The sequence below is a fragment of the Nonomuraea fuscirosea genome (assembly GCF_035917475.1).
Taxonomy (GTDB): domain Bacteria; phylum Actinomycetota; class Actinomycetes; order Streptosporangiales; family Streptosporangiaceae; genus Nonomuraea; species Nonomuraea fuscirosea.
Genome location: NZ_CP109074.1, coordinates 2,410,153 through 2,424,286 on the forward strand (window position 1 = coordinate 2,410,153; position 14,134 = coordinate 2,424,286).

Genomic DNA, 14,134 nt, shown 5'->3' on the forward strand with positions numbered 1-14,134 from the left:
CATTTCGTGATAAATCGTACAGAAAGGCCGATATGGCCTGATAATTCCGTAGGGTAAATCTTTTGCCGAAGAGAGGGGCGGTGACGCGAATGTGCCCCCGGCGGGCACGTGGCGTAGGCACACGAGATGATCAACACGACTAGCCTGGCAGGTGTCGAGGGATCGCGACCGAGGGGTGGGGCATGGACGGCGTACGGCCGGCGGACGACGTGGTGCTCGGCATGGTCGCCGCGCGCCTGAGCGCGGCCATGGGGCGGCCGTGGGAGGTCCGCGACGGCCTGGCCAAGGGTCCCGGCAGGGTCGCGGTGCGGCTCGGCGGCGGCGACGGCCACACCGCCGAGCCCAGCCACCTCGACCTCGACTTCGTGCTCGACGTCGAGCACCCGGAACGCGCCACGATCGCCGACTGCGTGGCCGGCTACGGCGCCACCACCGAGGAGGCCGTCGAGCGGGCCGTGCAGGTGTGGCTGGGCACCACCGGCAGCGCGCTGCTGGAGCTCCTCGTCCAGGACGGCTCCCACGCCGGCCACTTCGCCTCCGGCGACCCCGACGGCTTCCCCGGCCGGCACGCCATCCACGGCGGCATCACCGGCTGGGGCACGGGCGACGACCACGACGCCGTCCAGCGCTGGGCGGTCCAGCACGTGCTGCTCCCGCACCTGGCCCCGGAGCTGAAGGGCACGTTCGAACGGGACGAGCTCGTGGGCGTCAAGGCGTTCTTCGGCGGCGGCGAGGGCGCCGAGACCGCCGAGATCCGGGTCAACGGCGAGCACCACGAGGCGGGCTCGCGGGCGCTGGCCGAGCTCGACTGGCCACGCCCGGCCAACGGCGTCTCCTACGCCCGCACATTCGTCCTCCTCGTCCACGAAGACTGAGAAGCCGCCGCGAGGACTGATCTCGCCACGCGGGCTGATCTCGTCACGCGGGCTGATCTCGTCACGCGGGCTGATCTCGTCACGACGCAGACTTCCGCACGCGAGGCGCACGCCCGCGCGGAGATCCGCACGCTCGCGTCCGCGCATGTTCGATCGCGCGCGAGCCCCCTCCGCCTGTTAGCGTTACCGCTGAGGGGGTGAGCCGCGGTGAAAGCCAAACCCGGCCGGCCGGCGGTGCTCATGGACGTCGCCGTACTCGCCGGAGTCTCCACGATGACCGTCTCGCGGGTGCTCAACTCGCCCGACCTCGTCCGCGCCGAGACCAGGGCCAGGGTGCTGGCCGCCGTGCGCGAGCTCGACTACCGGCCCAACCAGGCCGCCCGCCAGCTCGTCACCGGACGCTCCGGCGTGCTCGGCGTGGTCAGCATCGACACCACCCTCTACGGCCCCGCCTCCACCCTCTACTGCATCGAGCAGGCCGCCAGGCACGCCGGCTACAACGTCAGCATCGCCAGCCTCAGCTCGCTCAACCGCAGGTCGATGGAGGAGGGCGTGCAGCGGCTGCGCACCCAGGCGGTCGACGGCGTGATCATCGTCGCGCCGCACGAGTCGGCCGCCGACGGGCTGCGCCACCTGCCGCCCGAGATGCCGGTGGTCGCGGTGGACGCCGGCGACGACATCCCCGTGCCCGTGGCCAAGGTGGACCAAGCCGCAGGGGCCGCCCGGGTGACGCGACACCTGCTCAGCCTCGGCCACCGCAGTGTCTGGCACGTGGCGGGGCCCGCCGACTGGCTCGACGCCAACGACCGGATCGAGGGCTGGCGCGGCGTCCTGGAGGCGGCCGGGCGTCCGGTGCCCGACGTGCTGCGCGGCGACTGGAGCGCCCGCTCCGGCTACCAGCTCGGCCGCCGCCTGGCCGGGGACCCCGAGGTCAGCGCCGTGTTCGTGGCCAACGACCAGATGGCGCTCGGCGTGCTGAGGGCGCTGCGCGAGGCCGGGCGGCGGGTGCCCGAGGACGTGAGCGTGGCGGGCTTCGACGACATCCCCGAGTCGGCGTACTTCTGGCCGCCGCTCACCACCGTGCGCCAGGACTTCGGCGCGGTCGGCAGGCACGCCTTCCACCTGCTGCTCGACCGGATGGCGGGCGCCGAGCCCGAGGCGCGCCGGCTGATCGAGCCCGAACTGGTCGTCCGCGAGAGCACCGGCGCAGCCCCCGGCGCCACCCCGGCCTGATCACGTACCACGAGAGCGCCGGCGCCACCCCAGGCGCTACCCCAGCCTGATCACGTTCCACGAGACCGGCGGCAGCAGCACGCGCGCCGGGTCGTGCTCGACGTCCGGGTTCGGCCTGGGCGCGATCCGGCCGGGGTCGTCGGCCGTGTTGCGGGCGTAGACGTCGGGGTCGGTGAGCGTGGTGGCCTCGACGATCCGCACCCCGCCGAGCGCCCGCGCGTCGATCTCCAGCGACATCGGCGTGTCCGCCGAGCGGTTGACGGCGAACAGCGTCGTGCTCTCCCCGTCGTGCGTGGCCACCGCGTCCATCAGCGGCACCTCGCCGTACGCCTTCGTCTCGTACGCCGGCGCGACCGGCTCCACCCGCAGCACGTCGCCGGCCGCGTACCGGGAGGCCTGCGCGAACGGGTGGAAGGTCGTCTGCCGCCACGCCCGCCCGCCCGGCTCGGTCATGATCGGCGCGATCACGTTCACCAGCTGGGCCAGCGACGCGGCGGTCACCCGGTCGCTGTTGCGCAGCAGCGAGATCAGCAGGCCGCCGAAGGCCACCGCGTCGGCCAGGTGGTACTGGTCCTCCAGCAGCGGCGGCGCCACCGGCCAGTCCTCGGGGGTGCCGGTGTCGTGGAAGCGCGACTGGTACCAGACGTTCCACTCGTCGAAGGAGATGTTGATCTTCTTGCGGGACTTCAGCCGGGCCCCGACGTGGTCGGCGGTGGCCACGACCGAGGCGATGAAGTAGTCCATGTCGGTCGAGCAGGCCAGGAAACTGCCGAGATCGCCGTCCTTCTCCTGGTAGTAGGCGTGGCAGGAGATGTGGTCCACCAAGTCGTAGGTCTCCTCCAGCACCTCGGCCTCCCACGAGCCGAACGTGGGCATGCTGGAGCTCGAACTGCCGCAGGCCACCAGCTCCAGGCCCGGGTCCACCATGCGCATGGCGCGGGCGGTCTCGGCGGCCAGCCGGCCGTACTCGCGGGCCGTCTTGTGGCCGGTCTGCCAGGGGCCGTCCAGCTCGTTGCCCAGGCACCACATCCTGATGCCGTGCGGCTCCTTGGCGCCGTTCGCGATCCGCTGGTCCGACAGCGCGGTGCCGGACGGGTGGTTGCAGTATTCGAGCAGGTCGAGGGCCTCGGCGATGCCGCGCGTGCCGAGGTTGACGGCCATCATCGGCTCCACGCCCGCCCGGCGGCACCAGCGGACGAACTCGTCCACGCCGACCTCGTTCGTCTCGGTGCTGTGCCAGGCCAGGTCGAGCCGGCGCGGGCGCTCGGCGACCGGCCCGACGCCGTCCTCCCACCGGTAGCCGGAGACGAAGTTGCCGCCGGGGTAGCGGACGGTGGACACGCCGAGCTCCCTGGTCAGGTCGAGCACGTCGCGGCGGAAACCGTCCTCGTCGGCCATCGGATGGCCCGGCTCGTAGATGCCGGTGTACACGCAGCGCCCGAGATGTTCCACGAACGTGCCGAAGGTGCGCCGGTGGACGGGGGCGACCTTGAAAGCGGGATCGAGGGTGAGCTTGGCGTGATGCACGGAGGGCCTCTCCTGGGGTTTCGCGGGCGTTACGTGGTCCCGATTGTTAGCGTTATCACAGGCGCGGGTCAAGCGGCCGGAGGTGCGCTCCGGGTCGCCGCAACCGGTTGCGGGCGGGCCCTTGACAGCCTGCTTGTTACCGCTAACACTCGGGTAACCCCGCTGAAACAACGGGGTCCGCGCGGCGACCTCCGCGACCCGGAGTGCTCGCCCACCGGCGCCTCCGTGAGAGAGGCGCCGATCACGCCTGCCTTAGTCCTCCGGTGTCAACGAGAACATAGCTGGTGCAGGAAGAGGCCCCCAGTGCACGGTCCCCCCGACATCACCCGACGGCACCTTCTCGGCGGCAGCCTGGCCCTGCTCGGCGCCGCCGCCACGGGCTGCGCCATCCCCATGGGGCTCGGCTCGTCGCAGACCCGCGTCAAGTACTGGCACTTCCTCGGCGCGAGTGACGGCATCATCATGAACAAGATGGTCGGGGCGTTCGCGAAGGACAATCCCGACATCTTCGTCGAGGAGAACGTCCTCCAATGGGGTGAGCCCTTCTACACGAAGGTCGCGATGGCCGGCGCGGGCGGCCGCTCGCCCGACCTGGCCAGCTTCCACCTGGCCCGGCTGGCCGGGATCGGCGCCGGCCAGATCCTCGACCCGATCGACGTCAAGCTGCTGGAGGAGGCCGGGCTGCGCGGCGCCGACTTCAGCCCGCCCATCTGGGAACGCGCCCACCTCGACGGCGTCCTGTACGCGATCCCCTTCGACGCCCACCCGATGGTCGAGTACTACAACACCGACATCTGCCAGAAGGCCGGGCTGCTCGGCCCCGACGGCAAGCTCGCGCCCACCAAGGGCGTGGACGAGCTGATCGCCCGGCTCACCAAGGCCAAGGACGTGATGGGCGGCAAGCCCCCGCTGGCCTTCGACGCGCTCGGCCTGGGCACCGTCGGGCCGTGGCGGGTGTGGTATTCGCTCTACCCGCAGAGCGGCGGCACCCTCGTCTCGGACGACGGCACCACGATCACCATCGACGACGCCAAGGCGCTGGAGGCCCTGCGGCTCATGCAGCGTCTCGGCAAGGAAGGGCTGTGCGACTGGCGTACCGACTACGGCGCCTCCGTCGCCAAGTTCACCAACGGCGAGGCGGCGTTCCTGTGGAACGGCGACTGGGAGACCACCGGGCTCAAGGAACGCGGGACACCGTTCAGCATGACCCGCTTCCCCACCGTCTTCGGCACCGGCGCGGCGCAGGCCGACTGCCACGCGTTCGTGCTGCCGCACCAGCGCGCCCGCGACCCCGAGGTCGAGCGGGCCACCTACCGCTTCATCGCCTACCTGGTCAAGAACAGCGCCGACTGGGCGGTGGCCGGGCACGTGCCCGCGTACCTGCCGGCGCTGGAGGAGCCCGACTACCTGGCGCTGCAGCCGCAGTCGGAGTACCGCTCGGTCATCACCGAGGTCGCGCTCGACCCGCAGGTGTGGTTCGCCGGGTCGGCCTCGCGGATGTGGATCGAGTTCGGCGAGGCGTTCTCCCCGGTCATCGCCGGGACGCGCACCCCCGAGGAGGGGCTGGCCGCGGCGAAGGCGTCGCTCAACCGGCTGATGTCCGCCCCGGACCCCTTCCCCGAGGAGCGCTCATGACCGGGCCGGCCGTGGAATCGACCAAGGAGGGCTCATGACCACCACCGTCGCGGCCCCCGCGACCGCCGCCCCCGTCGCCAAGGCCAAGGTCCGGCGCGGCTGGACTCAGCACGGGCTGCTCTTCGTGGGGCCCTTCCTGCTGATCTACCTGGCCTTCCTGGTCTGGCCGACCATCCTCGGCTTCCAGATGAGCCTGTCCAGCGTCAACATCGCCGGCGGCAACAACCACTTCATCGGGTTCGACAACTACGCCGAGGCGTTCGCCGACCCGCGCATGTGGCGCTCGCTGTGGAACACGCTCGTCTTCACCGTGCTGAGCACGATCCCGCTGGTCCTGCTCGGCCTGGTGCTCGCGCTGCTGGTGCACAACGTGCGCTTCGTGCAGTGGCTGTGGCGGCTGTCGTTCTTCGGGCCGTTCCTGCTGCCGTCGGCCGTGATCGCCATCCTGTGGCTGCAGATGATCTACCCGCCCGACTACGGCCTGCTCAACGGCACGCTCGGCACCGACATCCTGTGGCTGGGCGACCCGTCCACGGCCATGTGGTCGATCGTGCTGACCACCGTCTGGTGGACGGTCGGCTTCAACTTCCTGCTCTACCTCGCCGCGCTCCAGTCGATCCCCACGCACCTGTACGAGGCCGCCGACATCGACGGCGCCTCGGGCTGGGACAAGCTGCGCTCCATCACGCTGCCGCTGCTGCGGCGCACGACGGTGCTCATCGTGGTGCTGCAACTGGTCGCCTCGCTCAAGGTCTTCGACCAGATCTACCTCATGACCGGCGGCGGGCCGCAGGACGCCACCCGGCCCATCATCGAGTACGCCTACGACGTCGGCTTCACCGGTTACCGCATCGGCTACGCCTCGGCCGTGTCGTACATCCTGTTCGTCCTGATCGTCATCGTCTCCCTGGCGCAGCTCCGGCTGTTCCGCAAGCGCGAGGAGGTCGCGTCGTGACCAAGCGGTTCAGCTTCAGCCAGCTCGTCCTGCTGGTGGCCGCGCTGGTGCTGGCGGTGATCTGGCTCGCGCCCATCGCCTGGGCCGTCGCCACCTCGCTCAAGCCCGAGTCCGAGACCACCAAGCTGCCGCTGGAGTGGATCGGCAGCCGGCTCACCTTCGACTCCTACGCGCTCGTCCTGGAGACCGGTGGCATCGTCAAGTGGGCGATCAACTCCACCGTCACGTCCGTGATCGTCACCTTCCTCACCGTGCTGTTCTCGGCGATGGCCGCGTACGGGTTCGCGCGCACGCAGTTCAAGGGCCAGCGGGTGCTGCTCGGCCTGATCCTGGCCGGCATCATGATCCCGCCGCAGGTGCTGATGGCGCCGCTGTTCGCCGAGATGGTCTCGCTGGGCCTGGTGGACACCTGGTGGGCGATCATCCTGCCGCAGGTGGCGGCGCCGCTGATCGTCTACATCCTGTTCAAGTTCTTCCAGGACGTGCCGCCCGAGCTCGAACAGGCCGCCTTCGTGGACGGGGCCGGGCGCTGGCGGGTGTTCTTCACCATCGTCCTGCCCCTGTCGCGGCCGGTGCTGGCGGCGGTGTCGATCTTCACCTTCATCAACACCTGGAACAACTTCCTCTGGCCGTTCCTCGTCTCCACCGACCCGAACACGATGACACTGCCGGTGGGGCTGGCGAACGTGGTGCAGGGGACGTTCGGCCTCCGGTACGCGCAGATCATGGCCTCCGTGGTCCTGGCCGGGCTGCCGCTGCTGTTCGTGTTCGTCCTGTTCCAGCGCCAGATCGTCCGGGGCGTGGCCCACACGGGCCTGGCCGGCCAGTGACGTTCAGCGGCTCAGGAAGGCCGCCAGCTTCTCGCGTCCGTCCGGGACGCCCCAGTGCCGCAGGATCTCCAGGAGGTTGAGCCAGCTCCACGCCTCGTCGCCCAGCGCGGCGACGGCCTCCAGGGCGTCCCGCTGCAAGGCGGTGAGAGTGTGCGGGGCGGGGGCGCCGGGCCGGTCGAAGACGGTGTCCATGAGGTCGCCGACGATCGGGAACGCGTGCTCGCCGTCGGCTCCGGTCAGCCTGGCGATCAGCGCCGAGGCCCGGGCGGGGGCGTCGGCGGGCAGGCGACGGCGGCTGACCCGGGTGGCGAGGGTGGCCAGGTCGCCGTCACCGTACGGGAGCGGCGTGGGGCCGGTGACGGTGAGCAGCCGGCGCACCTCATCCCCGGCCTCGGAGGTGGCGGCTTCGCCGCGCAGGTTGACCAAGGAGAGCGCGGCACAGGCCCGGACCAGCTCGTCGGCGTCACCGAGCCGCGCCGCCACGACCTCGTCGTGCCGGGCGAGGCCGCCGGGGTGAGAGAGGCCATCCTGGGAGGGGCGGTCGTCGCGCGAAGGACCGTCCGGGGAGAGATCGCCGTCGTGGGGGAGCAGTGAGAGGCCGAACAGCGCCGTCGCCACGGACACCGGGTCGGGGTCGGCGCGGACCAGCGCGGCGAGCGCCGGAGCGACCGCCGCCTCCTCGGGAAACCACGACACCAGGTACGCGGCCGAGGTTCTGACGGACGGGTCGGCGTCGGCGAGCAGCGGCAGCAGCTGAGGCACGGCGGCGCGTACCGCGTCGTAGGAGGCCAGCTGCGCGTCGGCGGCGGCGCGCTCGCGGTCGTGGTCGTAGGTGCGGCGGACGTGGTCGCGATCCCACCGCTCGGCGTCGCCCACCGCGTCGGCGGCCCACCGGTCGAGCGCGTCCTGCGCTTCTGGCCTGCTCCTGGACTGCACGATCGCGCTCTCGGCCCGCCAGTGCGCGATGCCGACGCCCTCCGGCAGGTAGGCCTCGTCGTAACCGAGGGCGAGCGCGGCCAGGAGGTAGAGGATCAGGTCACGGTCGGGTACGGCGGGACGCACGGCCAGCCGGACCAGGAACGGCACCGCGTACGGGGTGGCCTGGAAACGATTGCCCTGGTGGAAGACGTTGGTGTAGAGCTCACCGAGCGCCTCGGCGCGAAGGCTTGGATCGTCGGAGGCGAGGGCCCGCAGCAGGCCGGGAACGTCGCCGGCCGAGCCGTAGGCGTGTCTCAGCCCGGCCCAGTCGATCTGGTCGAGCTCGGCCAACGGATCGTCCATACGCGAGAGCGTAGCGGCCCCGCGCCCGCAGGAGGATCGGAGAATGAACTGGTGGACGATACTGGGATTGAACCAGTGACCTCTTCCGTGTCAGGGAAGCGCTCTCCCGCTGAGCTAATCGTCCTTGGAGGTGGCGACGGGATTCGAACCCGTGTGGACGGCTTTGCAGGCCGCTGCCTCGCCTCTCGGCCACGCCACCGAGTCGAACCTCATCTCCGAGCGGAAGACGGGATTCGAACCCGCGACCCTCACCTTGGCAAGGTGATGCTCTACCACTGAGCCACTTCCGCGTTGCCGCATGCACAACTCTAGCGGTTTTTCGGAGCGGATGCTGCCGCCGGCCAGGAGTCAGGCGTGGAGGCGGCGGGCCAGGCTGTGTTCGGTGGCGGGGAGGCTGAGGAAGATCTCCAGGATCCTGGTGAGCCGGTGGACCTCGATGCGGTGGAAGGCCGGGCCCTCGGAGCGGGCCAGGACCAGGGAGAGGGCCAGCGGCGGCAGCGGGGCGTGCACGGCGTGCAGGCCGTCGTCCAGGGTCAGGGCCTCGGGGCGGGCCGGCGGCTCCAGGGGGACGGCCGGGTCGCAGGGCGCGCGCCAGCTCGCGTGGACGACGCGGCGCCCGGCGACGGCGGCGGCCCAGTCGGCGCTGAACAGCGCCGGCAGCGAGTCCACCAGCGTGGTCAGCGCCCGGTCTCCCGCCGTGGTGAGGTATTTGAGGACCTCCAGCTCCGGGTACGTGCCCGGCGCCTCGCGGGTGGGCCAGACGCTGACGGCCGTCACGCCGTCGACGCCTTGCAGGCTCCTGACCAGGGTCTGCGTGGGTGTGCCCGCCGGGCAGCAGACCGTGATGTCGTCGACGGCCCGGCCCTCGCCCCGGTCGAGGACGGTCACCTGGGTGATGTCGGCCCCCGCCGCCCCCAGGACCTTGGTCACCTGGGCCAGGGACCCGGGCCGGTCGGGCAGTTCGACGCGGACTCGAAGAAGCATCCGTCCCCCTCACCGAAGATGCCGGATCACAGACTATCGGCCGAATACCGTTCACAGCCTGACCTGCGCTACAACTGACGGGGTGAAGATTGGGCCGATTGGGGTGTGGCCGCCGGTGGTGCTGGCGCCGATGGCGGGCATCACGAACGCGCCGTTCCGGGTGCTCTGCCGCGAGCAGGGCGCCGGCCTGTTCGTGTGCGAGATGATCACGACCAGGGCCCTCGTCGAACGCAATCCGAAGACGTTGCGGATGATCAGGTTCGCCGAGTCCGAGCGGCCCAGGAGCATCCAGCTGTACGGCGTCGACCCCGCCATCGTGGGCCGGGCGGTGCGGATGATCGCCGAAGAGGACCTGGCCGACCACATCGACCTCAACTTCGGCTGCCCCGTGCCCAAGGTGACCAGGCGCGGGGGCGGGTCGGCGCTGCCGTACAAGCGGAATCTGCTGCGGCGGATCCTGCGCGAGGCGGTCGCGAACGCCGGGTCGCTGCCCGTGACGATGAAGATGCGCAAGGGCATCGACGACGACCACCTGACCTACCTGGACGCCGGGCGGATCGCCGCCGAGGAGGGCGTCGCCGCGATCGCGCTGCACGCCCGTACGGCGAAGCAGCACTACGGAGGCGTGGCCGACTGGGCGGCCATCGCCCGGCTGAAGGAGGCCGTCCCCGAGATCCCCGTGCTGGGCAACGGCGACATCTGGTCCGCCGACGACGCCGTCGCCATGGTGCGGCGCACCGGGTGCGACGGCGTCGTCGTCGGGCGGGGCTGCCTGGGGCGGCCGTGGCTGTTCAAGGACCTCCAGTACGCCTTCGACGGCAGCTCCGAGCGGGTCAGGCCGACGCTCGGCGAGGTGGCCGACGTGATGGCCAGGCACGCCGAGGGGCTGACCGAGTGCTTCGACATCGAGCGGTACGCGGTGGCCGACTTCCGCAAGCATGTCGGGTGGTATCTGAAGGGGTTCACGGTCGGGAGCGAGCTGCGGCGTGAGCTGGCCACGGCCGAGTCGCTCGACGGGTTGCGGGAGGGGCTGGCCAAGCTGGAGCGCGACCAGCCGTGGCCGCCGAACACCGACACGCCCCGGGGCAAGTCGGGCGAACGATCCAAGGTGCTGCTGCCTGACGGGTGGCTGGACGACCCCTGGGACTGCCCCATCCCCGACGACGAGTCGGACGTCTCCGGCGGCTGAGTCCAGCCCCATCGGGGTGGATACGGGTTCGATCGAGCTGGGGCGCGCTCAGTGGGGGCCGGTGATCTCCGTGCCGCAGGGGCCACCGCCGACCGACGGTTCAAGCCGAACGGGCTCGCCCGTCATCGTCAGCGTCGGGTAGTACTCGGCGATCCGCTCCGCCGAGCGGCCGGTGTAGTGACAGATGAAGCTGCGCCGGAAGCGGTCCGGCGTGCCGTTGGGCTCCGAGCCGTGCACCAGGCTGCCGTTGAAGAACAGCACGTCGCCCGGGTCCATGTCCACGGGGACCTTCTCCAGGCCCGGCGGCGGCGGCACGTACTCCCTGGTGAACGAGACGCCCTGGTCGGCCTCCTCCGGGCAGAACAGATCCATCAGATGCGTGCCGGGAACGACCTCCAGGCCGCCGTTGGCCCGGTCCACCCGGTCGAGCGCCACCCACGCTGCCACGCAGGTGCCCGGCTCGACCCGGAGATAGAAGTTGTCCTGATGCAGCGCCTGCCCCCTGGCGCCCGGCGGCTTGAAGTAGAACATGCTCTGGGCTGCTATCGGCTCCTCACCGAGCAGCTCGCGCAGGATCGCGCCGACGCGGGCGTCGAGCAGGTAGCGCAGCGCCACGTCGCTCACCTGGTGCGGGTGCATGATCCGGGGGTAGTCGCGCAGGATGTCGTACGGCCGGCCCGGCTCCTGCGGCTGAGGCGTGAAGTGCCCCGGGATCGGGCCCTTGGCGTGCATGGTCATGAACGCGTCACGCAGCTCCGCCACCTCCTCCGGGGCGAGGAGACCGGGCACCAGCGTGTACCCCTGCTCGTGGAAATCGTTGTACCTCATGCCCTTCACGGTAGGCGGCCGGGATGTGCGACGGTATGCCCATGACCGCTGAGGACCTGTCTGTTCCTGCTGCCGAGCTGATGATCGTGGGCCACTACGACAGGGCGCCCGGCTACGCGACCCGCCGCCCGGGCGGCTCGCCGAGCTGGCTGCTGCTGTGGACCGAGGCCGGGTCAGGAGCGGTCGAGCAGGGCGGGGCGGCGTTCGAGGTGGGGGAGGGGGACCTGGCGGTGCTGCGGTCGGGGGTGGCCCAGCACTACCGGGTCCGGCAGGGGGCGGAGCGGTGGCGGTTCTGGTGGGTGCACTTCCAGCCCCGGGCGAGCTGGGCGGCCTGGCTGGGCCCGTACGCCAGAGAGGGCGGGTGCCACCTGGTGGCCGGCGTGCCCCGGGCCGTGCACCCCCGGATCGACCTGGCCTTCCAGCGGGCCCTCCAGGACGCCCGCTGGACACCGGACATGACCTCATCGGCCACCGCGGGGTCTGACCCGGTCGGCCCGAACCCCGCCGGCATGCCTGATCCGACTGCGGCGGCCGACCCGGACGGTGGGGCGCGGGTGCCGGCGGTGGTGGTGGGCGGGGCGGCGCGGGAGCTGGTCCTGGGGGCTGTGGCGGAGGTGCTGGTGCTGGCCACCGCGTCCGCGCGGCCCGAGGGAAGGGGCGAGGAGGGGGACGAGCGGGTACGCCGCGTCCTGGCGCGGATCGCGGCCGAGCCTGGCGCGCCGCACTCGGTCGCCTCGCTCGCCCGTACGGTCGCGCTCTCCCCGTCCCGGTTCGCCCATCTGTTCGCCGAGGAGACCGGCCAGACGCCGATGCAGGCGGTGCGCCGGGCCCGGGTACGGCACGCGGCGAGCCTGCTGGAGGTGACGGACATGGACGTCGGCCAGGTGGCGGCGGCCTCGGGCTTCGTCAGCCCGTTCCACTTCAGCCGCGCCTTCAGACGGGAGTACGGCCTCCCACCCCGCGACTACCGCGCCCGCCTCCGCCCCGCCGGCGACTGAGAGACGCCTTCGCCCGGTTCCCAGTCGGCGGCTGATCCCGCCCTGTGCGCCCACCCTCTGATCGACGTTGCCGCTCCCCGCGGGTTGACTTCGCACCTACGGCTCCAGCGCGCCGGAGTTGTGACGAAGGTTCATCCGGGCTTCAGCGAGATGTCCCCTTCTGAACGCTCTCCGCAACCCGCCGCACGTCAGGCTGTCCGCGCAGGCACCCGCCACCCCGGCGTTCACCGCGATCGGCGCCCGCATCCCCGTTCCCATGTAAGGACCCCCATGCTCACTCGGCGTGCGCTTCTCGCCGGGAGCGCGAGCCTGGCCGTTGCCGGCGTGACCGCCCCGAGGGCCGTCCGCGCGGCCGCCCGGCGCGCCCCGCTGCGCGATCCCTTCCGGCTCGGCGTCGCCTCCGGCGAGCCCGCGCCCGACGGCATGGTGCTGTGGACGCGCCTGGCCACGGATCCGCCGGCGCCGGACGGGCTGGGCGGGATGCCGCGCCGCCCGGTGCCCGTGGAGTGGCAGCTGGCCGAGGACGAGAACTTCCGCCACGTCGTACGGCACGGCACCGAGACCGCCCGCCCCGAGGCGGCACACAGCGTCCACGTCGAGCTCGAAGGCCTGGAGCCCGGCGCCGAGTACTTCTACCGGTTCCGCGCCGCCGGTGAGCTGTCCGAGACCGGCCGCACCCTGACCGCCCCCGCCCCGGGCAGCCGCAGCCGGGCGCTGAACCTGTCGTTCACCTCCTGCGCCGACTACCAGAGCGGCTATTTCACCGCCTACAGCCGGATGGCCGAGGACCACCCCGACCTGATCGCCTTCCTCGGCGACTACATCTACGAGTACGGCGACTACGAGCACCCCGTCCGCGACCAGGCCGGCGGCGAGTGCCTCGACCTGGCCGGCTACCGGCTGCGCCACGCCCAGCACAAGACCGACCCCGACCTGCGCGCGGCCCACGCCATCGCCCCCTGGGCCGTGGTCTGGGACGACCACGACGTGCGGAACGCCTGGGCCGGCGACGTCCCCAGGAAGCGCAGGGCGGCGGCGTTCCGCGCGTACTACGAGAACATGCCGCTGCGCCGCGCGCAGCGGCCGGTCGGGGCGGCGCTCAGGCTGTACCGCAGCATCCGCTGGGGCGCGGTGGCGAACCTGCACCTGCTCGACACCCGCCAGTACCGCGACCCGTACGCGTGCGCCGGCCGCAGCGGCACCGTCGGCCCCGACTGCGCCGAACGCCTCGCGCCCGCCCGCACCATCCTCGGGCAGGAGCAGCAGACCTGGCTCGACGCCCAGCTCAGGGAGTCGCGCGCCACCTGGGACCTGCTCGGCCAGCAGGTGTTCATGATGGAGATGGACTGGGTCCGCGGCCCGGCCCGGGGCTGGTCCAACGAGGGCTGGGACGGCTACGTCGCCTCCCGCGACCACCTGGCCGCCACCGTCGGCGCCCACCGGCGCAACGCCGTCGTGCTGACCGGCGACGTGCACTCCCACTGGGCCGGCCAGATCAGCCGCGACCACCGCGACCCCGGCTCGAAGCCCGTGGCCGTCGAACTCGTCACCACCTCGGTCACCAGCGCCGGCGACGGCCTCGACGAGTATCCCGACACGCCGGACCTGCTCGCCGAGAATCCGCACGTCCGGTTCTTCAACGGCCGCCGCGGCTACGTCAGGACCAGGATCAGCCGGCGGGAGATGAAGGTCGACTTCCGCTCACTGGCCTACGTGACGCGACCGGACGCTCCCGCCCGTACCTCCGGCTCCTTCGTGATCGAGCCGGGCGACCCGGCACTCAACCCCGCCTGACCTCG

Annotated in this window: 12 protein-coding genes and 3 tRNA genes; 8 read left to right on the forward strand and 7 right to left on the reverse strand. The window is 71.7% G+C overall.

All coding sequences use genetic code 11. The features are described from left to right. Positions 1-182 precede the first annotated feature (182 nt). Both OIE67_RS10810 and OIE67_RS10815 read left to right on the forward strand, forming a co-directional pair. Positions 183-875, forward strand: coding sequence for a DUF6348 family protein (locus tag OIE67_RS10810; RefSeq protein ID WP_326639098.1), 693 nt, complete (start codon positions 183-185; stop codon positions 873-875). Positions 876-1,082: 207 nt separating this feature from the next. Beyond that, complete coding sequence (locus tag OIE67_RS10815; protein WP_435876058.1) at positions 1,083-2,108, forward strand: substrate-binding domain-containing protein; 1,026 nt, start codon at positions 1,083-1,085, stop codon at positions 2,106-2,108. 36 nt (positions 2,109-2,144) lie between these two features. Here OIE67_RS10815 and arfA read toward each other — a convergent pair whose 3' ends face one another. Continuing rightward, complete coding sequence (gene arfA / locus OIE67_RS10820; RefSeq protein ID WP_326639100.1) at positions 2,145-3,635, reverse strand: arabinosylfuranosidase ArfA; 1,491 nt, start codon at positions 3,633-3,635, stop codon at positions 2,145-2,147. 303 nt (positions 3,636-3,938) lie between these two features. Between arfA and OIE67_RS10825 the strand changes: the two genes are divergently transcribed. From OIE67_RS10825 to OIE67_RS10835, 3 genes are read left to right on the forward strand one after another with little or no spacing between them, the layout of a single operon-like run. Next, positions 3,939-5,270 carry an extracellular solute-binding protein gene (locus tag OIE67_RS10825; RefSeq protein ID WP_326639102.1) on the forward strand — a complete coding sequence of 444 codons (1,332 nt, stop codon included), beginning with the start codon at positions 3,939-3,941 and terminating at the stop codon, positions 5,268-5,270. Between the two features lie 34 nt (positions 5,271-5,304). Then, complete coding sequence (locus OIE67_RS10830) at positions 5,305-6,225, forward strand: carbohydrate ABC transporter permease (protein WP_326639104.1); 921 nt, start codon at positions 5,305-5,307, stop codon at positions 6,223-6,225. Further along, positions 6,222-7,055 (forward strand): carbohydrate ABC transporter permease, encoded by an 834-nt coding sequence (locus tag OIE67_RS10835; RefSeq protein WP_326639106.1) that lies wholly within the window; start codon positions 6,222-6,224, stop codon positions 7,053-7,055. The genes OIE67_RS10830 and OIE67_RS10835 overlap by 4 nt, the downstream gene beginning before the upstream one ends. 3 nt (positions 7,056-7,058) lie before the next feature. Here the strand turns inward: OIE67_RS10835 and OIE67_RS10840 are convergent, their stop codons facing one another. The 5 genes from OIE67_RS10840 to OIE67_RS10860 form a co-directional block, all read right to left on the reverse strand. Next, positions 7,059-8,336, reverse strand: a complete 1,278-nt coding sequence (locus tag OIE67_RS10840; RefSeq protein ID WP_326639108.1) for a hypothetical protein — start codon at positions 8,334-8,336, stop codon at positions 7,059-7,061. Positions 8,337-8,385: 49 nt separating this feature from the next. After that, positions 8,386-8,460 (reverse strand) — tRNA-Val (locus tag OIE67_RS10845). Position 8,461: 1 nt separating this feature from the next. Further along, positions 8,462-8,535 (reverse strand) — tRNA-Cys (locus OIE67_RS10850). A gap of 19 nt (positions 8,536-8,554) precedes the next feature. Then, positions 8,555-8,626 (reverse strand) — tRNA-Gly (locus OIE67_RS10855). Between the two features lie 58 nt (positions 8,627-8,684). Next, the gene (locus OIE67_RS10860; RefSeq protein ID WP_326639110.1) at positions 8,685-9,320 is read right to left on the reverse strand and encodes an ACT domain-containing protein; all 636 of its coding nucleotides are present in this window, start codon (positions 9,318-9,320) and stop codon (positions 8,685-8,687) included. Positions 9,321-9,402: 82 nt separating this feature from the next. Between OIE67_RS10860 and dusB the strand changes: the two genes are divergently transcribed. Beyond that, on the forward strand, positions 9,403-10,509 hold the full coding sequence (gene dusB, locus OIE67_RS10865) for a tRNA dihydrouridine synthase DusB (RefSeq protein WP_326639112.1): 1,107 nt from the start codon (positions 9,403-9,405) through the stop codon (positions 10,507-10,509). A 48-nt stretch (positions 10,510-10,557) separates the two neighbouring features. Here the strand turns inward: dusB and OIE67_RS10870 are convergent, their stop codons facing one another. After that, positions 10,558-11,337 (reverse strand): phytanoyl-CoA dioxygenase family protein, encoded by a 780-nt coding sequence (locus tag OIE67_RS10870; RefSeq protein ID WP_326639114.1) that lies wholly within the window; start codon positions 11,335-11,337, stop codon positions 10,558-10,560. 41 nt (positions 11,338-11,378) lie between these two features. Here OIE67_RS10870 and OIE67_RS10875 point away from each other — a divergent pair, with 41 nt between their 5' ends. Together OIE67_RS10875 and OIE67_RS10880 are read left to right on the forward strand one after the other, a co-directional pair. Continuing rightward, the gene (locus tag OIE67_RS10875) at positions 11,379-12,335 is read left to right on the forward strand and encodes a helix-turn-helix domain-containing protein (RefSeq protein ID WP_326639116.1); all 957 of its coding nucleotides are present in this window, start codon (positions 11,379-11,381) and stop codon (positions 12,333-12,335) included. A gap of 270 nt (positions 12,336-12,605) precedes the next feature. Next, complete coding sequence (locus OIE67_RS10880) at positions 12,606-14,129, forward strand: alkaline phosphatase D family protein (RefSeq protein ID WP_326639118.1); 1,524 nt, start codon at positions 12,606-12,608, stop codon at positions 14,127-14,129. Positions 14,130-14,134: the final 5 nt, after the last annotated feature.